The organism is Haloimpatiens massiliensis, assembly GCF_900184255.1.
Classification (GTDB): domain Bacteria; phylum Bacillota; class Clostridia; order Clostridiales; family Clostridiaceae; genus Haloimpatiens; species Haloimpatiens massiliensis.
The window spans coordinates 1,543,086-1,563,060 of sequence record NZ_LT854640.1; the positions used below are offsets into that span (position 1 = coordinate 1,543,086).

The 19,975-nt window shown below is 31.7% G+C and carries 17 protein-coding genes and 22 tRNA genes; 36 read left to right on the plus strand and 3 right to left on the minus strand.

The genetic code is table 11. The annotated features are described in order from the left end of the window. Positions 1-16: 16 nt before the first annotated feature. Positions 17-1,327 (minus strand): transposase, encoded by a 1,311-nt coding sequence (locus C1715_RS15455; protein WP_102400621.1) that lies wholly within the window; start codon positions 1,325-1,327, stop codon positions 17-19. Between the two features lie 183 nt (positions 1,328-1,510). Between C1715_RS15455 and C1715_RS20105 the strand changes: the two genes are divergently transcribed. The 9 genes from C1715_RS20105 (at position 1,511) to gatB (ending at position 12,259) form a co-directional block, all read left to right on the plus strand. Further along, complete coding sequence (locus C1715_RS20105) at positions 1,511-2,200, plus strand: lytic transglycosylase domain-containing protein (protein WP_102401290.1); 690 nt, start codon at positions 1,511-1,513, stop codon at positions 2,198-2,200. Between the two features lie 132 nt (positions 2,201-2,332). Beyond that, positions 2,333-3,061 (plus strand): pseudouridine synthase, encoded by a 729-nt coding sequence (locus C1715_RS15465; protein ID WP_102401291.1) that lies wholly within the window; start codon positions 2,333-2,335, stop codon positions 3,059-3,061. Between the two features lie 400 nt (positions 3,062-3,461). After that, positions 3,462-3,767 carry a YerC/YecD family TrpR-related protein gene (locus C1715_RS15470; RefSeq protein WP_102401292.1) on the plus strand — a complete coding sequence of 102 codons (306 nt, stop codon included), beginning with the start codon at positions 3,462-3,464 and terminating at the stop codon, positions 3,765-3,767. A 228-nt stretch (positions 3,768-3,995) separates the two neighbouring features. After that, entirely contained in the window at positions 3,996-6,248 is a 2,253-nt protein-coding gene (gene pcrA / locus C1715_RS15475) for a DNA helicase PcrA (protein ID WP_102401293.1), read from the plus strand. Positions 6,249-6,268: 20 nt separating this feature from the next. Then, the gene (ligA, locus tag C1715_RS15480; protein ID WP_102401294.1) at positions 6,269-8,260 is read left to right on the plus strand and encodes an NAD-dependent DNA ligase LigA; all 1,992 of its coding nucleotides are present in this window, start codon (positions 6,269-6,271) and stop codon (positions 8,258-8,260) included. A gap of 187 nt (positions 8,261-8,447) precedes the next feature. Beyond that, a complete protein-coding gene (locus C1715_RS15485) occupies positions 8,448-8,717 on the plus strand; it encodes a hypothetical protein (RefSeq protein ID WP_102401295.1) in 270 nt (89 codons plus the stop codon). A gap of 328 nt (positions 8,718-9,045) precedes the next feature. Next, positions 9,046-9,336 (plus strand): Asp-tRNA(Asn)/Glu-tRNA(Gln) amidotransferase subunit GatC, encoded by a 291-nt coding sequence (gene gatC, locus C1715_RS15490; protein WP_102401296.1) that lies wholly within the window; start codon positions 9,046-9,048, stop codon positions 9,334-9,336. A gap of 22 nt (positions 9,337-9,358) precedes the next feature. After that, positions 9,359-10,813 carry an Asp-tRNA(Asn)/Glu-tRNA(Gln) amidotransferase subunit GatA gene (gene gatA / locus C1715_RS15495; protein ID WP_102401297.1) on the plus strand — a complete coding sequence of 485 codons (1,455 nt, stop codon included), beginning with the start codon at positions 9,359-9,361 and terminating at the stop codon, positions 10,811-10,813. Positions 10,814-10,828: 15 nt separating this feature from the next. Continuing rightward, entirely contained in the window at positions 10,829-12,259 is a 1,431-nt protein-coding gene (gatB, locus tag C1715_RS15500) for an Asp-tRNA(Asn)/Glu-tRNA(Gln) amidotransferase subunit GatB (RefSeq protein WP_102401298.1), read from the plus strand. Positions 12,260-12,418: 159 nt separating this feature from the next. On the opposite strand, the gene C1715_RS15505 is transcribed toward gatB, so the two are convergent. Beyond that, positions 12,419-13,813: a hypothetical protein gene (locus C1715_RS15505; protein ID WP_102401299.1), complete on the minus strand. Its 1,395-nt coding sequence runs from the start codon at positions 13,811-13,813 to the stop codon at positions 12,419-12,421. A gap of 110 nt (positions 13,814-13,923) precedes the next feature. On the opposite strand from C1715_RS15505, the gene C1715_RS15510 reads away from it, so the two are divergent. The 24 genes from C1715_RS15510 (at position 13,924) to C1715_RS15625 (ending at position 17,010) form a co-directional block, all read left to right on the plus strand. Further along, the gene (locus tag C1715_RS15510; protein ID WP_102401300.1) at positions 13,924-14,529 is read left to right on the plus strand and encodes an XTP/dITP diphosphatase; all 606 of its coding nucleotides are present in this window, start codon (positions 13,924-13,926) and stop codon (positions 14,527-14,529) included. Positions 14,530-14,531: 2 nt separating this feature from the next. Then, the gene (locus C1715_RS15515; protein ID WP_102401301.1) at positions 14,532-15,005 is read left to right on the plus strand and encodes a metallophosphoesterase; all 474 of its coding nucleotides are present in this window, start codon (positions 14,532-14,534) and stop codon (positions 15,003-15,005) included. 122 nt (positions 15,006-15,127) lie between these two features. After that, a tRNA-Pro gene (locus C1715_RS15520) sits at positions 15,128-15,203 on the plus strand. Between the two features lie 8 nt (positions 15,204-15,211). Continuing rightward, positions 15,212-15,285 (plus strand) — tRNA-Gly (locus C1715_RS15525). Positions 15,286-15,291: 6 nt separating this feature from the next. After that, positions 15,292-15,368 (plus strand) — tRNA-Arg (locus C1715_RS15530). A 5-nt stretch (positions 15,369-15,373) separates the two neighbouring features. Next, positions 15,374-15,449 (plus strand) — tRNA-Lys (locus tag C1715_RS15535). A 14-nt stretch (positions 15,450-15,463) separates the two neighbouring features. Then, a tRNA-His gene (locus C1715_RS15540) sits at positions 15,464-15,539 on the plus strand. 5 nt (positions 15,540-15,544) lie between these two features. Next, a tRNA-Gln gene (locus C1715_RS15545) sits at positions 15,545-15,619 on the plus strand. A gap of 3 nt (positions 15,620-15,622) precedes the next feature. After that, a tRNA-Lys gene (locus tag C1715_RS15550) sits at positions 15,623-15,698 on the plus strand. Between the two features lie 5 nt (positions 15,699-15,703). Further along, positions 15,704-15,787: transfer RNA gene (locus C1715_RS15555), tRNA-Leu, on the plus strand. 4 nt (positions 15,788-15,791) lie between these two features. Continuing rightward, positions 15,792-15,867 (plus strand) — tRNA-Gly (locus C1715_RS15560). Between the two features lie 9 nt (positions 15,868-15,876). Beyond that, positions 15,877-15,950, plus strand: a tRNA-Gly gene (locus tag C1715_RS15565). 6 nt (positions 15,951-15,956) lie between these two features. Continuing rightward, positions 15,957-16,033: transfer RNA gene (locus C1715_RS15570), tRNA-Arg, on the plus strand. Positions 16,034-16,038: 5 nt separating this feature from the next. Next, a tRNA-Lys gene (locus tag C1715_RS15575) sits at positions 16,039-16,114 on the plus strand. 23 nt (positions 16,115-16,137) lie between these two features. Beyond that, positions 16,138-16,213, plus strand: a tRNA-Pro gene (locus C1715_RS15580). Positions 16,214-16,221: 8 nt separating this feature from the next. Beyond that, positions 16,222-16,295, plus strand: a tRNA-Gly gene (locus C1715_RS15585). 6 nt (positions 16,296-16,301) lie between these two features. Further along, positions 16,302-16,378: transfer RNA gene (locus C1715_RS15590), tRNA-Arg, on the plus strand. Between the two features lie 14 nt (positions 16,379-16,392). Continuing rightward, positions 16,393-16,468, plus strand: a tRNA-His gene (locus C1715_RS15595). Positions 16,469-16,473: 5 nt separating this feature from the next. Further along, positions 16,474-16,548: transfer RNA gene (locus C1715_RS15600), tRNA-Gln, on the plus strand. Positions 16,549-16,551: 3 nt separating this feature from the next. Further along, a tRNA-Lys gene (locus tag C1715_RS15605) sits at positions 16,552-16,627 on the plus strand. A gap of 4 nt (positions 16,628-16,631) precedes the next feature. Continuing rightward, positions 16,632-16,715: transfer RNA gene (locus C1715_RS15610), tRNA-Leu, on the plus strand. A 4-nt stretch (positions 16,716-16,719) separates the two neighbouring features. Continuing rightward, positions 16,720-16,795 (plus strand) — tRNA-Gly (locus C1715_RS15615). A 9-nt stretch (positions 16,796-16,804) separates the two neighbouring features. Then, positions 16,805-16,878, plus strand: a tRNA-Gly gene (locus tag C1715_RS15620). A 55-nt stretch (positions 16,879-16,933) separates the two neighbouring features. Next, positions 16,934-17,010 (plus strand) — tRNA-Arg (locus tag C1715_RS15625). Between the two features lie 139 nt (positions 17,011-17,149). Here the strand turns inward: C1715_RS15625 and tnpB are convergent. Then, positions 17,150-17,257: an IS66 family insertion sequence element accessory protein TnpB gene (tnpB, locus tag C1715_RS20340; RefSeq protein ID WP_146005420.1), complete on the minus strand. Its 108-nt coding sequence runs from the start codon at positions 17,255-17,257 to the stop codon at positions 17,150-17,152. 429 nt (positions 17,258-17,686) lie between these two features. Here tnpB and C1715_RS15635 point away from each other — a divergent pair, with 429 nt between their 5' ends. From C1715_RS15635 to C1715_RS15645, 3 genes are read left to right on the plus strand one after another with little or no spacing between them, the layout of a single operon-like run. Further along, on the plus strand, positions 17,687-18,337 hold the full coding sequence (locus tag C1715_RS15635) for an ATP-binding cassette domain-containing protein (RefSeq protein WP_180964113.1): 651 nt from the start codon (positions 17,687-17,689) through the stop codon (positions 18,335-18,337). Positions 18,338-18,361: 24 nt separating this feature from the next. Continuing rightward, the gene (locus C1715_RS15640) at positions 18,362-19,525 is read left to right on the plus strand and encodes an FtsX-like permease family protein (RefSeq protein WP_102401303.1); all 1,164 of its coding nucleotides are present in this window, start codon (positions 18,362-18,364) and stop codon (positions 19,523-19,525) included. 26 nt (positions 19,526-19,551) lie between these two features. Then, positions 19,552-19,944, plus strand: a complete 393-nt coding sequence (locus tag C1715_RS15645) for a hypothetical protein (RefSeq protein ID WP_102401304.1) — start codon at positions 19,552-19,554, stop codon at positions 19,942-19,944. The last annotated feature ends 31 nt before the right edge of the window (positions 19,945-19,975 follow it).

Sequence of the window (19,975 nt, forward strand, 5' to 3'; positions counted from 1 at the left end):
AAAAAATGTATTTTGATTAAGCTGTTCTTTTAAATCCCGATAGGGATTTGGATTTATCTATACAATCAGATTTTATAGCAGCAAGTGCAACGGTTAAAAGGCAAATGTGTCCAATAGTATTTAGATTAGTAACAGAGTTAATATTTCTAACATGAGCTTGTTCAGTATTGAGATTTTTCCATCTTGAATTGTATCTTTCAGATTCAGTTCTTAAGCTATATATTTTCTTGAAAAATATAGAATCACGATTGATAGAAGCTCTATAATCAGTTCCAATGCTTATGTATTTTACACAACCTCTGTTTTTCTTACCATTAAAATATTTTTTATGCTTACATGGACATAATGAATCATCTTTTGATTTTCTATAAGGACAACAGAATTTTTGCTTAATATAGGAATCAAAGTATTGTTTGCCATCTTTATGCATGGCTAAACCGCCATTGCATATAACATTACCTGTAGATGTTAAACTATTTTTCTTAGTGCCACGCTTATTTAAGGCAATGAAAGCAAGCCCTTTAAGGGTGTTACGAATAAAATCATGATTTTGCTTTGAATCATAGCCTTTATCAGCAATAATGTAACTGTCTTTTAGTGAAAACCATTCATTTGTAGCAGTAAGAATTTCTATAAAATTAGAAATTTCATTGATATCGGCAGTTGTAGTAAATTCAGCAATAGGAAGACCCGATATAGCATCACAAATAACATGATTTTTGTATCCCCAGTAAAATTCATAATTTTTCTTTGATTTATTGGGTTTATCCTCTGAAACTTGAACATTCAAGGAGTTATTAGCAGTATGAACTCCTAGTTTACAATCTTTATCAGAAGATGGAGGATTCTTTTTAGAAAACTTGTTACTTGAAAAAGATTTGGGATTATTAAATTTAGTATTAGCTTTAACAGGAGTGGCATCAACAGATACAAAATTGTTATCAATAAAACCTAACTCCTTAAGAACATTAACTTGATTTTTCATGATTTCTTTAAGATAAGAGTTAGATAAATTTTTAATAAATCTCTGAAAAACCCAGTATGAAGGTAAAGATTTAAGAATGTTAAAACCACAAAGTTGGGCTATAATTAAATTATTTTCTAAAAAATCTTTAAGATCAGTAATTTGGGCAAACTTCTCACATTTCATGACGATGAAAGCTCTAAAAAGAGCATGGCGTGAAAATCCAGTAGGGCCATATTTAGAAGGAACCCTATCGGGTAATGGAGATAAATCAAGATTATCAAAGATTTTTGTATAAAAATTGATAAGCTTTTGAGAAGTAAAAAGTTCAATTATGTTAAAGATTTCTTGACGTTGGTACATAGAGGTTTCCTCCTTATTGTTTTTATATTATGTGTGGTAATATAGTATAATTCGACAAAAATGTGAGGAAATCCTATGATATATATTTGAGTGATTAAAAAAAAATAGCCCTACGGGGCTAGTGATATCAAGGCCTTAGAGTTATGCTCAAGGCTATAATTAGTAGGAATATGAGGTGATTTTATGAAGATAGAAGATACACAAAATTTATTGTTTATGAAAATGTTTATGGATAGCTTTAGTAGTCAAATAGGAAAGGATTCTCCTGCATTTTCAGTTATGTTAGAAAGTATGACTAAAGCTTTAGAGGGAAATGAAAGTTTTATTTCACAAGGAAATAGTCTAGAGAGCAAAAATGTATATAGTTCTGAAGGTGCTAGCATATTGAGTGAAGAAATGAAAAATACAGTTAGCCAAATAAGAAATGAAATAAACAGTGAAATGAGAAGCCAAATAAATAGTGGAAATTCATCAGATAAAATTAATAAAGCAATAAAAAATGCTGCAGTCAAATATGGGGTGGAAGAAAGTTTTATAAGGGCAGTTATAATGCAAGAATCTTCTTTTAATCCATTGTCTAAATCTTCTGCTGGAGCTATGGGTCTTATGCAGCTTATGCCTGGCACAGCTGCATCTTTAGGAGTTGCAAATGCCTATGATATAGATCAAAACGTAGATGGAGGAACAAAATATTTAAAAGGTTTATTAGAGTCCTTTGGAAATTGTAAGGAGATGGCTTTGGCTGCATATAATGCAGGGCCTAATGGAGTTAAACGAAGAGGTGTTACATCTCCAGAAGAAATATATAAGTTACCTCGTGAAACTAGAGGTTATGTAGACAAAGTTATGAAATACTATAAGGGTGCTCTTTAGAATAGTGTATTTAGAAGGTTGAATTATAAAGAATTTAATGCTAAAATTTCTTAATATGAATACATGTAAAAATGAAAGCCATAATATAATTATGACTTTTATTTTTTCCTAAAAGGTAAGGGGGAAACGAAATTGGAAAGATTGGATAAAGTTCTATCTAATTTAGGGTATGGAACGAGAAAAGAAATAAAATCGCTTGTAAAAAATGGTCTTGTGTCAATAGATGGAAGTGTTGCAAAAGATAATGGTATGAAAGTAGATCCAGAAAAGAATAAAATTATTGTAAATGGTGAAGAAGTAATGTATAGAAAATACATATATCTCATGATGAATAAGCCAGATGGGGTGGTGTCTGCTACTTTCGATAAATATGATGAAACAGTTATTGATTTAGTTGACCCAGAATATCAAATTTTTAATCCTTTTCCTGTGGGAAGATTAGATAAAGATACAGTTGGATTATTGATTTTAACTAATGATGGAGAGTTAAATCATAAACTTATATCTCCTAAATATCATGTTAATAAAAAATACTATGCAGAGATAAATAAGCCTTTAGATGAAAAGGATGTGGATGCTTTTAAAAAAGGCATAGTTATAGATGATGGATATAAGTGTATGCCCGCTGAGCTGGAAATAATAAATTCTAGTGAGGATGGTGCAGAGTCTTATGTAATTATACAGGAAGGAAAGTTTCACCAAGTAAAAAGAATGTTTCAGGCTAGAGGTAAAGAAGTTGTATTTTTAAAGAGGGTTTCCTTTGGTAGTTTAATCTTAGATGAAAATTTAGAAGAAGGTGAATACCGAGAATTATCAGCAGAAGAGATAGAGATATTGAAAAGTTGTAAAAACCATATATAAAATATGTAAAAAAATGAAGGATTTCATTTAATTTTAAAAATGTTTACAATTAAATCTGCAAACACTATTGCTTTTTTGTCTTTATTTTAATATAATAATATTGCAAGGATAAATGAAAAGATAAATAGCCCCCTTTTTATTTATCATCAAAACAGCCCCGCCCCAAGGGCTGTTTTTGTTTTGTGTATTAAATGTAAGTATGTATGTGGTAAATATTAATTAAGTAAGATTTATAAAATATGTGTAATAATATAGCAAAAAACTATATAAAATATCATATGAAATGACAAGAAAGTTCAAATTCTCTAGGAGGGTTTGAATTTTTTATTAATTTAATAGATTAAAGTCGTACAAAATGGTAAAATATATGTATGAATTATTATAGGGAGTGAGTAGCAATATGAGTGGGGAGTATATATCTAAATTAGAAAATGAGGAAATGGATTTTTTGTTCGACGCTATATTAAAGTTAGAAAATAAAGAAGAGTGCTATAGGTTTTTTGAAGATATATGTACAATAAATGAAATAAAAGCCTTAGCACAGAGAATGCAGGTAGCAAAAATGTTAATGGAGAGAAGAACCTATTTAGATATTGCAGGAACTACAGGAGCAAGTACTGCTACTATAAGTAGGGTAAACAGATCCTTAAATTATGGAAGTAATGGTTATAAATTAGCTTTTGATAAGTTGAATTGGAAACCTTAAAGTTAAAAGTATTTAATAGAAAGGTTGGAGCACCTGTACGTAAGGCACGAGGATATCCAAAAATTTTTTTAGGATTAAATCGTGCTTTTATTAATTTTAAACTGATAATGTTTGATATAATATAAAGATGTCTATTATAATAATATAAACAAAGTTCTTAGTTTTAGATGGAATGTACAGTGAGTAGACATGAGATAAACAAAGTTCTTTTTAATCAGGAGGTATCAGATGGAGTTAAAAAAACTTTTAAATAGAGAACAGTATGAAGCAGCTAGTACTATAAATGGCCCTCTTTTAATACTAGCAGGGGCTGGTTCAGGTAAAACGAGAGTATTAACCTATAGAATAGCTCATATGATTCAGGATTTAGATATATATCCTTCTAGCATATTAGCTATAACTTTTACTAATAAGGCTGCAGGGGAAATGAAGGAAAGAATAAAGGCTTTAGTTGGAGATGTGGTGGACAGCATGTGGGTTTCTACATTTCACTCTAGCTGTGTTAGGATTTTGAGAAGAGAGATAGATAAAATAGGTTATAATAAGAATTTTGCCATATATGATACATCAGACCAGAAGGTACTTATGAAAGAGTGTATGAAAGAATTAAATATAAATGATAAGGATATAACGGACAGAGAAATTTTAGGAAAAATATCAGATCAAAAGAATAATTTAATTTCTGCTGAAAAGTTTAAAGCAGAAAATGAAAGAAATTATAAATTAAATAAGATAGCAGATGTATATTTGCTATATCAAAAGAAGTTAAAAAGTAACAATGCTTTGGATTTTGATGATTTGATTTTTAAAACTGTAGAATTATTAAAAAAACATAAGGAAGTTTTAGAATTCTACCAAAGAAAATTTAAATATATAATGGTAGATGAATATCAAGATACCAATAGAGCACAGTATGAACTGGTAAAATTACTAGCAGCAGGTCATAGAAACATATGCGTGGTGGGGGATGATGACCAATGTATTTACCAGTGGAGAGGAGCAGATATAAGGAATATATTAGACTTTGAAAAAGATTATGATGATGCTAAGGTGGTAAAGCTTGAGCAAAATTATAGATCTAAAGCTAACATATTAAATGCTGCCAATGAAGTCATAAGAAATAATGCTCAGAGAAAGAGTAAAGTACTTAGGACGGAAATGGAAAATGGAGAGAAGATAAATATATATAGAGCATATTCCGATATGGATGAAGCTATGTTTGTATGCAAAACTATAAAGAATATAAAGAAAGAGAAGAATAAGAATTTTAAAGATTTTGCTATACTTTATAGAACCAATGCCCAATCTCGTATTTTTGAGGATATATTTATAAAAAATGCTGTACCATATAGAATAATAGGTGGATTAAAATTCTATGATAGAAAAGAAATAAAGGATATATTAGCTTATTTAAAACTTATAAACAACCCTGTGGATGATGTAAGTTTAAAGAGGATAATAAATGTACCTAAAAGAGCCATTGGTGACACTACAGTGGATAAAGTACAACACTTTGCAAATGCTATAGATGATTGCCTTTACAGTGTCATATTAGATGTAGAAAATGTACCAGGATTAAGTTCAAGAAATATAACATCTATAAATAAATTTACAAGCCTTGTAAATAGTTTTATAGCTAATAAGGATGAAATGATGGTTTCAGAACTTATAGAAGAAATAATAGATAAGACAGGATATTTAGATTCTCTTCTAAAAACTAATACTATAGAAGATAAGGCTAGAATAGAAAACTTAAAGGAACTGGTTTCTGCTGCAGTAGAATTTGAGAATACTTCAGAAGATAAAAGCTTATTTGCATTCTTAGAACAAGTTACTCTAGTTTCAGATATAGATAATTTTAATGAAGAAGCAGATTCCGTTGTGCTTATGACAGTACACAGTGCTAAGGGCCTTGAATTTCCAGTGGTGTTTATGGTTGGCATGGAAAATGGAGTGTTTCCAGGCATGGCTTCATTAAATGATTTTAATGAAATGGAGGAATCTAGAAGACTATGTTATGTTGGAATAACAAGAGCTAAAGAACAACTATATATGACATCAGCAGAAAGTAGAAGGGTATTTGGAAGAACTGTATGTTATGAAGAATCCGACTTTATAGCAGAAATACCATTAAAGCTAAGGGAAAGAGTAAATCTTCAAAATAATGATCCTAGAGTGATGGCTAGAAAAAGTGTAGATACAGGACTTAGAAATAATCCTCACAGCCTTAGAAATTCTTTTAAGCAATTTTCCAATCATTCATCGAAAGAACATAACAATGGATGGAGTGCAAGTGGTGAAGGAAAGGAAGCTAGTGAAAATGAGATAGTGGAAGGAAGAAAAGTTAGACATTCTACTTTTGGAGTAGGTACAGTAGTAAGCAAAAAGGTTACTGATAGTGGAATTAAAATCACTGTGGTATTTGACAACTATGGAATAAAGAATCTAATGTATAATAAATCCATATTAGAAATACTATAGCTGGTGTGAGGTGAAATTTTTTGGATAAAAATATTGAAAGAATAAAAGAATTAGTGCATGTACTAAATAAACATTCATATGAATATTATGTATTAGATAATCCAACTATATCGGATAAAGAATATGATAAAATTTACGATGAACTTGTAAAACTTGAGAAAGACACAGGATTTATATTGCCTTATTCCCCAAGTCAAAGGGTAGGAGATGGCATATTATCGGGATTTGAAAAGTATACTCATAAAGCTAAACTTTGGAGTCTTGATAAATCCCAAGATATAAATGGTATAATTCAGTGGCATAATAGAAATAAGAAAGCTGTGGAAGAATACAATAGAACACATGAAGACAAACTACCTGAGTTAAAATATATAGTTACAAAGAAATTTGATGGCCTTACTGTAAATTTAACTTATGATGAAAATGGTGTATTAAGTAAAGCGGCTACTAGAGGAACAGGAGTAGTAGGAGAAGATGTAACAGCGCAGGTAAAGACTATAAAATCTATACCTCTTAAAATTGATAATGGAGCAGTAGTAGAAATACATGGGGAAGCTATAATGACAAAGGAAGCTTTTGAAAAGTATAATAGAAATGCTCAGGTTCCACTTAAAAATTTAAGGAATGGAGCTGCTGGTGCTCTTAGAAATTTAAATTTAAAAGAAACCTCTAAAAGAAATCTTTCAGCTTTCTTCTATGATGTAGGATACAATGAAGGAACAGCTTTTGAAACCTATAGTGAAATGATGAATTTTATAAAGAAGAAGGGACTTCCTATAGATGACTACATAAAGGAATGTGAAACTATAGAAGATATAAAAAGAGAAATAGAGTATATAAATAAAATTAGAGGGGAATTGAACTATGATATAGATGGAGCGGTTATAGCTATAGATCACATAAAAACTAGAGATGTTCTAGGATACACTGTAAAATTCCCTAAGTGGGCTATAGCCTTTAAATTTGAAGCAGAGGAAGCTACTACTACTCTTTTAGATGTAGAATGGAATGTAGGTAGAAGTGGTAGGGTAAGTCCTACAGCTTTATTAGAACCAGTGGAGATAGCAGGTGTAACTGTTAAAAGAGCTACATTAAACAATATGGATGACATAGAAAAAAAAGGTGTTAAAAAAGGATGCACAGTGTTTATAAGACGTTCTAATGATGTTATACCTGAAATAATTGGAGTAGTAGAGGAGAGTCTAGAAGGAACAGAAGACATAAAACCACCAAAAAAATGCCCATATTGTGGAAGTGAAGTTGTAAGGGATGGAGCACACTATTTTTGTGAAAACACACTGTCTTGCAAACCTCAGTTAGTTAAGAGTATAGTTCATTTTGCTTCAAGAGAAGCTATGAACATAGAGGGATTTAGTGAAAAAACAGCAGAACAACTTTTTGAAAATCTAAACATTAAATCCATAAGTGATCTATATAATGTAAAAAAAGAGCAACTATTGACATTAGAAAGATTTGGAGAGAAAAAGGCTCAAAATCTAATAGATTCAGTGGAAAAAAGTAAAAATCCTGATTTAGCTTCATTTATATATGCACTTAGTATACCTAATGTAGGTAAAAAAACTGCCACAGATTTAGCTAATACATTTAAGAACTTTGAAAATTTTAAAAATGCTAAATTTGAAGAGTTGATCCAAATTCAAGATATAGGTGAAACTGTGGCTAAATGTATTGTAGACTTTTTTAGTGATTCATTGATAAGTAAAAGTGTAGATGAATTATTTAATGTTGGAATAAAACCTTATTTTGAAGATGTAAAAGTAGAAGAAAATAATTTTAAAGGTAAAACTGTAGTAGTAACTGGAAGTCTTCAAAAATATAGTAGAACAGAAATAAAGGACAAATTGGAGAGTCTTGGAGCTAAAGTGTCATCAAGTGTTAGTAAAAAAACAGATTATGTTTTAGTGGGAGAAGCACCAGGATCTAAATATGAAAAAGCACTAGACTTAGGAATTAAGATTATTACGGAAGAAGAGTTTGAAAAATTAGTATAAAAGTGCTTAAAAAACTAAAAAAGTATAAAATAGCTTAATATAAATAAATTACCTTGTTTACAAAATAACCATAAACGGTTATTATAAATTCAATAATGTAATTTGATATATTAAGTTAACTTTAATAATAAAGCATTAAACATATTAAGTTAATTTCAAAAGTAGTAATGTAAGCGGAGGAAGAAAAATGAGGAAGGTAATTGACACTTTAGGATGGATATGTGTTTTTATAACAGTAGTAGTTCTTGTCATAACACTGTTAACTACATATCAATTTATATACCTAAGGCATTTTAATACTTACAGGATTATTCAATTGTGTATATTTTTCACGGCAATCACTTGGTCTATTAAGATGTTTATTCAAAAACAAGATCACTCTAGCATAGTTTATCCTTTATTGTACATGCTTTTAGCAATGGGAACTATATTTTTTATGTATGTTGGAGTATATTAGTAGTTGATAGTGGAGAATTGATAATTAATAGTTAAAAATTAATAATTGAAAATTAATAGTTAAATGAATTTAATCCCTAGTCTTTGAGTATAAATTTCTAGTTTTATATGTGTTTAAACTAGTGAGTGTACATTAGAGACTAGGGATTTTGTTTAGTTTATAGAGATAAATCTAAACAATACTAAAAGGGATAAGATGTCATGTATAAGCTGTTTGGAAATTCATTTAAAAGAGGGATTATGTAAAAATAAAATTTTGTGATAAAATGGAAATGTTATATAATAATTAGTTTGGTTATAATTAGTACAAACAGGAAGTGAGGGATAACATGTCAGTTTCAAAAAAAGATGTTGAATATGTAGCGAAACTTTCAAGACTAAGTTTCAATGAAGAAGAAAAAGAATCTCTTGTAACGGATTTAAATAATATATTGAATTATATGGAAAAGTTAAATGAATTAAATACAGATGATGTGGATATAGTAGTAAATCCTTACTATATGGAAAATAAATTTAGAGAAGATGAAGTTATGAAATCTATGGAACTTAAAGATGTTTTAGATAATGCACCAGAGAAACTAGAGGAATACGTAATAGTTCCTAAGATAATAGAGGAATAGATTTAAATAAAGGAGGGATATAATGGAGCTCTATAAATTAAAAGCTCATGAAATAAAGAAATTAATTAAAGATAAAGAAGTGAAGGCTGAAGAAATTACAACAGCTTTTTTTAATAGAATAGATGAAGTAGATGAAAAAGTAGGAGCTTACCTTTATGTAGCTAAAGAAGAGGCTTTAAATAAGGCTAAAGAAGTAGATGAAAAATTGGATAAAGGGGAATCAGTGGGAGCTCTTGCAGGAGTACCTGTAACAGTAAAGGATAATATAAATGTAAGGGGAATGCAAAACACTTGTGCTTCTAAGATACTAGAAGGATATGTGGCTCCTTATGATGCCTTTGTAACAAAAAAATTAAAAGAAAGCAATGCTATTATATTAGGAAAAGCTAATATGGATGAGTTCGCCATGGGATCTTCTAATGAGAATAGTGCATTCAAACCTGTTAAAAATCCCTGGGACTTAACCAAAGTTTCAGGGGGATCTTCTGGTGGATCAGCAGCTTCAGTAGCAGCTTTTGAGGCAGCTCTTTCTCTTGGAACAGAAACAGGTGGATCTGTAAGACAACCAGCTTCTCTTTGCGGAATAGTTGGATTAAAGCCAACCTACGGAAGAATTTCAAGAAATGGAGTAGTAGCTTTTGGTTCTACACTTGATCAGGTGGGGACTTTTGGAAGAGATGTACATGACTGTGCACTTTTAACAGGTGCTATATCAGGAATTGATAGTGGAGACTTTACTACAGCAGATGTAAAAGTGCCAGACTATACAAAATTCCTTACAAAAGATATAAAAGGAACTAGAATAGGAGTTCCTACAGAATTTTTCCAGGGTCTAGATGACAAAATAAGAGAAAAAATACAAGAAGCTATAGTAGTATTAAAGGAAAATGGAGCCATAGTTGAGAAAATTTCACTTCCATTAGCCAAATACTCTTTAGCAGATTATTATATTATAGCTTGTGCAGAAGCTTCATCAAACCTTGCCAGATTTGATGGCATTAGATATGGCTATAGAGCTAAGAATTTTAAGGATTCTGTGGATATATACTTTAAATCTAGAACAGAAGGGTTTGGGGAAGAAGTTAAGAGAAGAATAATGCTTGGAACTTATGTGCTTTCAGCAGGATATTATGATGCATACTATAAAAAAGCATTAAAAGTAAGAAAACTTATAAAAGAAGAATTTGATAAAGTATTTAAAGAATATGATGCTATAATAACACCCACTTCACCTACTACAGCATTTGAAATAGGTGAAAAGGCAAAGAATGTACTTTCAATGTACTTATCAGATATATATACAGTACCTGTTAATATGGCAGGAATACCAGCTATATCTGTACCCTGTGGCATGGTAGATGGTCTTCCAGTGGGAATGCAAATTATAGGTAATTATTTTGAAGAGGGAAAATTATTTAATTTAGCATATAGCTATGAACAGTCAACAGATCATCATAACAAAATGCCAAGGCTATAAAGGAAGGTGAAAAACATGGAGTTTGAAGCGGTTATTGGACTAGAAGTTCACGTGGAACTTGCGACAAATACAAAAATATACTGTGGGTGTACTACAGAATTTGGAGGAAAACCTAATACACATGTTTGTCCTATATGTATGGGACTTCCAGGTTCACTTCCTCAGCTTAACAAAAAAGTAGTAGAATACGGAATGAAAGCGGGAATTGCTTTAAATTGTTCTATAAATAAAGTAAACAGAATGGATAGAAAAAACTATTTTTATCCAGATTGCCCTAAAAATTATCAAATAACACAAGATGAAATGCCTCTATGCTATGATGGATACATAGATATAGAATTAGGAAATGGGAATAAAAAAAGAATAGGATTAGAAAGAATTCATATAGAAGAGGATGCAGGAAAGCTTATACATACAGAATTAGGAACACTTGTGGACTATAATAGAGCTGGAGTGCCACTAGCTGAAATAGTTTCAAAACCAGATTTAAGAAGTCCTAGGGAAGCAGTATTATATCTTGAAAAATTAAAGAGTATTTTACAAGCTATAGGAGTATCTGATTGTAAAATGGAGCAGGGTTCTTTAAGATGTGATGCTAATATATCTGTAAGAGAAAAAGGCACGGAGAAGTTTGGCGTAAGAACAGAGATAAAGAATATGAACTCTTTTAAAGCTTTAGAAAAAGCTTTAAACTATGAATTTGAAAGACAGACTAAGGCAGTTGAAAATGCTGAAGAACTTAGAGTAGAAACTAGAAGATGGAATGATAATAAGGGCATAACAGAAGTTATGAGAAGCAAAGAAGATGCTAATGATTATAGATATTTTCCAGAGGGAGATTTAGTCACTATAAACATAGATGACAGCTGGATAGAAAAAATCAAAGCTGAAATACCAGAGCTTCCTTATGCAAAATTAGAAAGATTTTTAAAGCAATATGAAATCCCTAAATATGATGCAGAAGTAATAGTGTTGTCTATGAATATGGCCGATTTTTTTGAAGAGGCTGCAAAGGAAAGTGGAGATGCTAAAGCTACATCTAACTGGATAATGGGTGACATATCAAGACTTATGAATGAGGAGCTTTTACAGGTTTGTGACCTTAAATTTAATCCAAAGCAATTAGCAGAACTTATAAAACTCATAAAGGTTAAAACTATATCTAATGCTATAGGAAAAAAAGTTTTATCAGAAATGCACAAAACAGGAAAAAACCCTAAACAAATAGTAGAAGAAAAAGGATTAGTTCAAAATAGTGACGAGGGAGCTATTTTAGAAGTAGTTAAAAAGGTTCTAAAAGAAAATCCTAAGTCCATAGAAGACTATAAGAATGGTAGAACTAAGGTTACTGGATTCTTAGTTGGTCAGATTATGAAAGCTTCAAGAGGAAAGGCAAATCCTGAAATAGTTAATAAGTTAGTAAATGAGGAAATAGTAAAACTATAGAAAACTAAATAAAACAAAGAAAAAATGGGGCTGTGGTATTAAGAATAAATACTACGATATATTGTACTAGATTTTAATTTTTAGTACAATATATTGTATGTAAATTTTTTAATGCAACAGCCCCATTTTATAATATTGTTAGGGCATTAAATAAATTATTTAATCTTTATTATCTTTTAAAAATTTATGGATATAAAGAATAATAAAGAATATACACATATTGGGTTCACTATAAAAAGAAAGTTTCTTTTGTTTAAAACATTCTTTCTTTTTATTAAACTCTATATTTTTAACAAAAATAGGAGCATATTGCGTATTTTCTGGTGTGGATATATTAGGCATTATGAAGTATTGCTCCTCTAATAAATCATCAGATTTAAGTGAAAAATCTTTATATCTTTCCACATCATCTAGATTTGGTGCTTCAGGCCAGCTTAAGACTACACCAGAATTTACTAGCTGATATTTAAATATATTATGAAGTATAGAATTATATTCCTTAAAATCTTTTATTGTAGCTTGAATTAATAGGCAGTTTAAATACAACATGATTTCCAAAGAAGAAAACGTATTTTTTTTGTCTTCAGTTGAATAATAGAATATACCTAAGTTTTCATCGTATAATTTTATAAGGTCATGAAAGATTTTTTGACTTAATTCTTGGAATTTTATAACAGCCATAAATTTATTTATACAAATTAAATTTATAAATAAAAGAGATTTTTCTTCTACAGGTTTTTTTAGTTCATCTAAAGCTGTATTTTCATATTTATTTAGTAATAAGTCACAAACATCTAAAAGTAGTAATTTAGCATTTTCATCCTTAGAATAATGATAAAATATGTTTAGGCTAAAACAAATTTTATTTAATTCTTCTAAAGATAAAGTGTATAAATCATCCTTAAACTCTAAGAACATCCTTAGTATATCCAGTGAAAATTTTTTGAAATCTTCACTATATTTATCGCCATAGCAGGAGTATTTATAGTAAGCAGCCATAAATAAAGCTTGATCTGAAAATTTAAATTTTTTGTTTTTATCTTCAAATACTATATTTTCGGAGAAGGTTTCTGTAGAATCTATTTTATTTACAAACACACCCTCTGGATTTCTAAGGTAAGAAGCGTAAAATAAAAGTTGATTTCTACATATGGACATATACAATTTATAGTATAGATATTTGTCACCACATATGTTTTCAAAATTCTTGTAGTAATCTAGTAATTCTAGAAGACAGAGGGTCATAAAAGCATTGGAAGAAGGTGTTACTTCTTTTTTGAATTTTTCCTCATTCCATACTAGTTTTCCATATTCATCTATAAATTTGGAATCTGCCTTTTTATAGATGCATAGCAGTGGAGAAAATTCTTTAACTATGTTAATATCGTTATTAGAAAAAGAGTTGTCCTTTAAATCTTCTAATGGAATTACAATTCCGCATTTTGAATTTAAAACTATATGTTTTAATGATTCCTTAGAAAGGTGAAAAAGTTCGTTTATAATACTATCTTTATTGATACTACTTATCCTTAAAAAAGGACCAATATATTTCAAAATATATACACCACCTAAAATTAATCCTTATAAGAATATATGAAAGTTTCATGCAAATATTGCTTGTCTATTAAAAAAAGATTAAATAAACTTAAGGAGTGAATTATAAAGTGAAAAGATTAGTAGTAGCTAGTAATAATGAACATAAAATTGAAGAAATAAAAAATATACTTTCTAAATTTGATTTAGAAGTTTTATCTCTAAAGGAAGTAGGAATAAATATTGATATAGAAGAAACAGGGACTACGTTTATGGAAAATGCTTACATAAAGGCAAGTGAAATATACAAAATAGTAGAAGATGCTATGGTTTTAGCTGATGATTCGGGATTAATGGTAGATGCTTTAGGTGGAGCACCAGGTGTATATTCAGCACGTTTTGCAGGAGAACATGGAAATTATAAAAAGAACAACGAGAAGCTTTTAGAGATGCTAAAAGGCATAGATTATGAAGATAGAAAAGCTAAATTTGTATGTGCAATGGTTTTGATAATAGGGGAAGAAAGAAATATAAAAGTCCAAGGAGAAATAAATGGTGTTATCATAGAGAATGAAGCTGGAGAAAATGGATTTGGCTATGATCCATTATTTTATGTGCCAGAATATAATATGACTTTTGCTCAAATGGATGGAGAAATAAAGAATAAAATAAGTCATAGAGCTAGAGCTTTAAGGGAACTTGAAGATAACGTAAGAATAGTAATGCAGGAGGAATAATGGTGAAAATAGGCATTATAAGTGATACACATAGAAATTTAACTTATATAAGTAAATTAGAGGATATATTTAAAGAAATGGATCTAATAATACATTTAGGTGATAATGTTAAAGATGTAGAAGAAATAGCTAATCATTTCAAATGTCCAGTTATAAGTGTAAAAGGAAATTGTGATTTCACAAATAAAGTACCTGATGAAATAGTAAAAGAAATAGATGGAAAGAAGTTTCTTATAACCCATGGACATAAATATGATGTTAAATGGGGAATAGATAGATTAAGATATAGAGCACTGGAATTGCAGGCAGATATAGTGCTATTTGGTCACACTCATTGCTCTATGAATCAATGCATTGAAGGTATATGGTACGTGAATCCAGGAAGTCCATCTTTACCTAGGGATGCCAGTAAAACCGTAGCTATTATGACAATTGAGGGCAATAAGGTAGATATATCCATAATGGGAATAAACTAAAAAACACAAAAAAAATTCTAAAAAGGTATTGACGAAATAGACAGTATAGTGTAGAATAATCATTGTCGTCGGGAACAAAACATCTGAAATGAAAAAGATGAAGTTTTCAAAGGCAGTGATTTCGGGGTGTGGCGCAGATGGGAGCGCGCGTGGTTTGGGACCATGAGGTCGCAGGTTCAAGCCCTGTCACCCCGACCACAAAACTTGCGGGTGTTGCTCAATGGTAGAGCGCCAGCCTTCCAAGCTGGACACGAGGGTTCGATTCCCTTCACCCGCTCCAAGATGTGCGTCTTTAGCTCAGCTGGATAGAGCAACGGCCTTCTAAGCCGTGTGCCGGGGGTTCGACTCCCTTAAGACGCACCAAAAGTGTGCCATTAGCTCAGTTGGTAGAGCACCTGACTCTTAATCAGGGTGCCCAGGGTTCGAATCCCTGATGGCGCACCATTTATTTAAATATGGTGGATGTAGTTCAGCTGGTAGAGCACCAGATTGTGGCTCTGGGTGTCGTGGGTTCGAATCCCATCATTCACCCCATATATTGGGATGTCGCCAAGCGGTAAGGCACTAGACTTTGACTCTAGCATTCGTAGGTTCGAATCCTGCCATCCCAGCCAAACGATCTACTAGCTCAGTCGGTAGAGCACATGACTTTTAATCATGGTGTCCGGGGTTCGATTCCCCGGTAGATCACCAAAAATGCAGGTGTGGCGGAATTGGCAGACGCACTAGACTTAGGATCTAGCGCCAACGGCGTGGGGGTTCGACTCCCTTCACCTGCACCAACAAGCGGAAGTGGCTCAGTTGGTAGAGCGCCACCTTGCCAAGGTGGATGTCGCGGGTTCGAGTCCCGTCTTCCGCTCCAACAAAACCTGCGGGTGTTGCTCAATGGTAGAGCGCCAGCCTTCCAAGCTGGACACGAGGGTTCGATTCCCTTCACCCGCTCCAAAATATGCGTCTTTAGCTCAGCAGGATAGAGCAACGGCCTTCTAAGCCGTGTGCCAGGGGTTCGACTCCCTTAAGACGCACCAAAAGTGTGCCATTAGCTCAGTTGGTAGAGCACCTGACTCTTAATCAGGGTGCCCAGGGTTCGAATCCCTGATGGCGCACCATTTTTATAAAAAGATCAAGATTTCGGGGTGTGGCGCAGATGGGAGCGCGCGTGGTTTGGGACCATGAGGTCGCAGGTTCAAGCCCTGTCACCCCGACCACAAAACCTGCGGGTGTTGCTCAATGGTAGAGCGCCAGCCTTCCAAGCTGGACACGAGGGTTCGATTCCCTTCACCCGCTCCAAAATGTGCGTCTTTAGCTCAGTTGGATAGAGCAACGGCCTTCTAAGCCGTGTGCCGGGGGTTCGACTCCCTTAAGACGCACCATTTATTTAAATATGGTGGATGTAGTTCAGCTGGTAGAGCACCAGATTGTGGCTCTGGGTGTCGTGGGTTCGAATCCCATCATTCACCCCATATATTGGGATGTCGCCAAGCGGTAAGGCACTAGACTTTGACTCTAGCATTCGTAGGTTCGAATCCTGCCATCCCAGCCAAACGATCTACTAGCTCAGTCGGTAGAGCACATGACTTTTAATCATGGTGTCCGGGGTTCGATTCCCCGGTAGATCACCAAAATGCAGGTGTGGCGGAATTGGCAGACGCACTAGACTTAGGATCTAGCGCCAACGGCGTGGGGGTTCGACTCCCTTCACCTGCACCAATAAGCGGAAGTGGCTCAGTTGGTAGAGCGCCACCTTGCCAAGGTGGATGTCGCGGGTTCGAGTCCCGTCTTCCGCTCCAACAAAACCTGCGGGTGTTGCTCAATGGTAGAGCGCCAGCCTTCCAAGCTGGACACGAGGGTTCGATTCCCTTCACCCGCTCCAAATGCGCCTTTGATTTAACAATTAAAGGCGCATTATTAATGAAGAGATATTTGTTGCGCCCATAGCTCAGTTGGATAGAGTGACAGACTTCGAATCTGGAGGTCGAGGGTTCGAATCCCCCTGGGCGCACCATGTAAGGCAAGAACGTAGGGCACCTGTATCAAGGCTTTAGGAGATTTTGTAGATTCCTTAAAGCCTTCTTTTTTTACTCTAAAAAAGCTATTTTCCCATACTTCCTATTTTCATTAGCTTCTAAATGTTAATAATATAGCTAAAAGCCTTCATAAAAGTGGAGAATTTTTAATTTATCCATTTGTTTATTGCAAAAGACAAATAGTGCGTTAGCAAAAGAATATAGTTTAAATTGATTTTGAACTATAAATAACTAATTTATCAATACTTTTTCGGAAATCCGTGTAGCCGCATGCAATATAAATCTTTTCTACTTTATTACAAATCTATTTGGTTATTTTATTGTGAAATTATTGAAACTGAAATGCAATATTATAGATATTATAATATTTTATGTAATTATATTGATTTAATCTTATTTTCTAATAAAAATTAGATTATTAATTATGGAAAACATTAATTATAATTAATCTATGCAAAATTATAATAGAAAGGTTATATTAACGCTCTAATTTACAATAAATGAAAAAAATGTTAATATAAAAATGTGATAATATTTAAAATATTAACCATAAATTGAATATTGTGAAATAAAATCAAATAATGCGGCAGGACAAAGAGAGCATTAACTCTATAAAAATTTATTTAAAATAAGATTTTAATGTATGGAGGTAATATGGAAATAAAGGTTGAAAATCTTACGAAAACATATTGTAAAAAAAATCGAGAAATAAAGGTAATAAGCAATTTTAATTATATCTTTGAAAGTGGAAAGTTATATCTTATAAAAGGAGAATCAGGCAAGGGAAAAACCACATTGCTTACATTGGTATCGCTTTTGCAAAGACAAACAGAGGGTAAAATTTATTATAATGAAAATTTAGTGAGTAATTTAACAAATGAACAACAGTGTTCTATACGTAGGGACAAGCTAGGTGTAATATTTCAAGATTACAATCTTTTAGATGGACTTACAGCGATAGAAAATATAACATTAGCTAACTTATGCCAAGGGAAAGGGAATAAGGAAGAAATATACAAAAAAGCTATAGAGATTTTGGAAAAACTAAATATGGCTCATAGGGCTAATCATTATCCGTATGAAGTGTCAGGTGGGGAACAACAACGGGTTGGCGTAGCAAGAGCTCTTATTAATGAGCCAGATATATTGATATGTGATGAACCAGTTTCCAATTTAGATAAAGACAATGTTTCAACAATAGTAGAAATAATCAATAAATACTGTCATGAAAAAGGAAAAATCTGCATTATAGCAAGTCATGAAGATAGTTTTAATGAATGTGCTGATAAGGTAATTAATATGTAAAACTAAATGAGAGGAGAATAAAGTGTGTTTAGAAAATTGCTTACTAATGTGTTTTTTGAAAAGAAAAGAATATTATTTGCAATAATAATTATTACTACTATCTTATTGACATATGTAGGAATACAAGTAGCGTATTATTCTAATAGAGGTTCAACTTTGGCAACGCCAGATTTTGAGGTTTATGGAAAAGGGGATATATATGGAAGTAGGGGGTATGAATTATTTGGAGATGTTTCCACATTAAGTGAGGAAACAAAGAAAGTTTTAGGTGATGATATAAAAGTTTATGGAATGGTTGTAAGAAATATAGAAACAAAAAGTAAGAATGGTTTCTTTGAAAGGATTAATTACTGGGTATATGGAGTAGAGGATTCTTTTTTAGAGGATGTTATAAAAAAACAACTTAAAGAAGGGAAAATGCTAAGTAGTGGTAAGGATGAAGTTGTTATTGGAGCATATGCTGCTAATTATTTTAAATTAAAAGTAGGTAATAAGATAAACATACCTATTACATTAGGTAAAGATATGGACATGAAGGATAAAGGGAAGTATATTGTTACAGGCATAATAAATGAGAATGCAGATTTTTTTAAATCAGGAATATTTATGTCAAAAAATACTTTTGATACAGACAAGGGAAAAACAAATGAAAATGCTATAGTAGGCTATTTTAAAGGGTATAAAGCGGTTGAAAAATATAAGAATAATTATAATGGGCTAAGTAAACTTTTCTCAAAGCACAATATAGGTTCCATTAATGAAAATTTTCGCAATAAGCTAGATGTAAAAAGGAATATAGTCATTAATATTTCATTTGTATGTTTAATTAGTATAGTTATATTATTTCTTCTAGTGTCATATTTCATGAAAGGAATAAAAAAGAAGATAGGATTGTTAAAAGCACTTGGTATATCAGACAGATATATCTTAAAAGTTATTGTGGGTGGGTTAGGAATTATATTATTGTTATCTCTAATTTTATCTAACATAATTACTTTTTTAGTTAGTCTATATATGAATAAATCTATAAGTGATTTTTTAGGCTTTAGTGTAGAAGTTATTTCTATAAACTGGCTAGTTATATTGGTGGAAACTACAATAACATTAGTACAAGTAATTACAATATCTATAGCAATAAAGCTTATAAGTGCAAAGATATCTCCAAGAGATTCTATGATTAAATCTTAATTGCATAAAGTTAGGAGGAAGGTTAAATGAACAAAAAAAAAGATACAATTTCGAAAATTGTTATTTGCATATCTCTTTGTATATTAATTTATACTTTTATAAATGAATATAAGAAAATGAAAACTCCCTTAAATACTGGAGTAAGCTATTCTGAGGCAACAGATTTTGATGAAACCATACCTTTTAAAGTTAAGGGAGAGGATCAAGTAGAATTTTCAGTTTCAGCATCAGTTAAAGAGGGAGATATGCAAATATTGATAACTAATCCTGAAAACGTTGAAGTGTTTAATAAAAAGGCAAAGAAAATAAACGAAAAGGTAAAAGTTAAAGCTATAAAAGGAATGTGGAGTTATAGGGTTATCTCTAAGAGTTCCACAGATGGAAAATACAATATAACTTGTAAGTTGAAGAACAGATAAAGAAGAAGGCTTTTTTTCTCTACGGCAAATT

Bases quoted from the DNA above. Each gene is read 5' to 3' on its own strand.
- C1715_RS15455 (WP_102400621.1), bottom strand. From the start codon at position 1,327: ATGTACCAACGTCAAGAAATCTTTAACATAATTGAACTTTTTACTTCT.
- C1715_RS20105 (WP_102401290.1), top strand. From the start codon at position 1,511: ATGAAGATAGAAGATACACAAAATTTATTGTTTATGAAAATGTTTATG.
- C1715_RS15470 (WP_102401292.1), top strand. From the start codon at position 3,462: ATGAGTGGGGAGTATATATCTAAATTAGAAAATGAGGAAATGGATTTT.
- pcrA (WP_102401293.1), top strand. From the start codon at position 3,996: ATGGAGTTAAAAAAACTTTTAAATAGAGAACAGTATGAAGCAGCTAGT.
- C1715_RS15485 (WP_102401295.1), top strand. From the start codon at position 8,448: ATGAGGAAGGTAATTGACACTTTAGGATGGATATGTGTTTTTATAACA.
- gatC (WP_102401296.1), top strand. From the start codon at position 9,046: ATGTCAGTTTCAAAAAAAGATGTTGAATATGTAGCGAAACTTTCAAGA.
- gatA (WP_102401297.1), top strand. From the start codon at position 9,359: ATGGAGCTCTATAAATTAAAAGCTCATGAAATAAAGAAATTAATTAAA.
- gatB (WP_102401298.1), top strand. From the start codon at position 10,829: ATGGAGTTTGAAGCGGTTATTGGACTAGAAGTTCACGTGGAACTTGCG.
- C1715_RS15635 (WP_180964113.1), top strand. From the start codon at position 17,687: ATGGAAATAAAGGTTGAAAATCTTACGAAAACATATTGTAAAAAAAAT.
- C1715_RS15645 (WP_102401304.1), top strand. From the start codon at position 19,552: ATGAACAAAAAAAAAGATACAATTTCGAAAATTGTTATTTGCATATCT.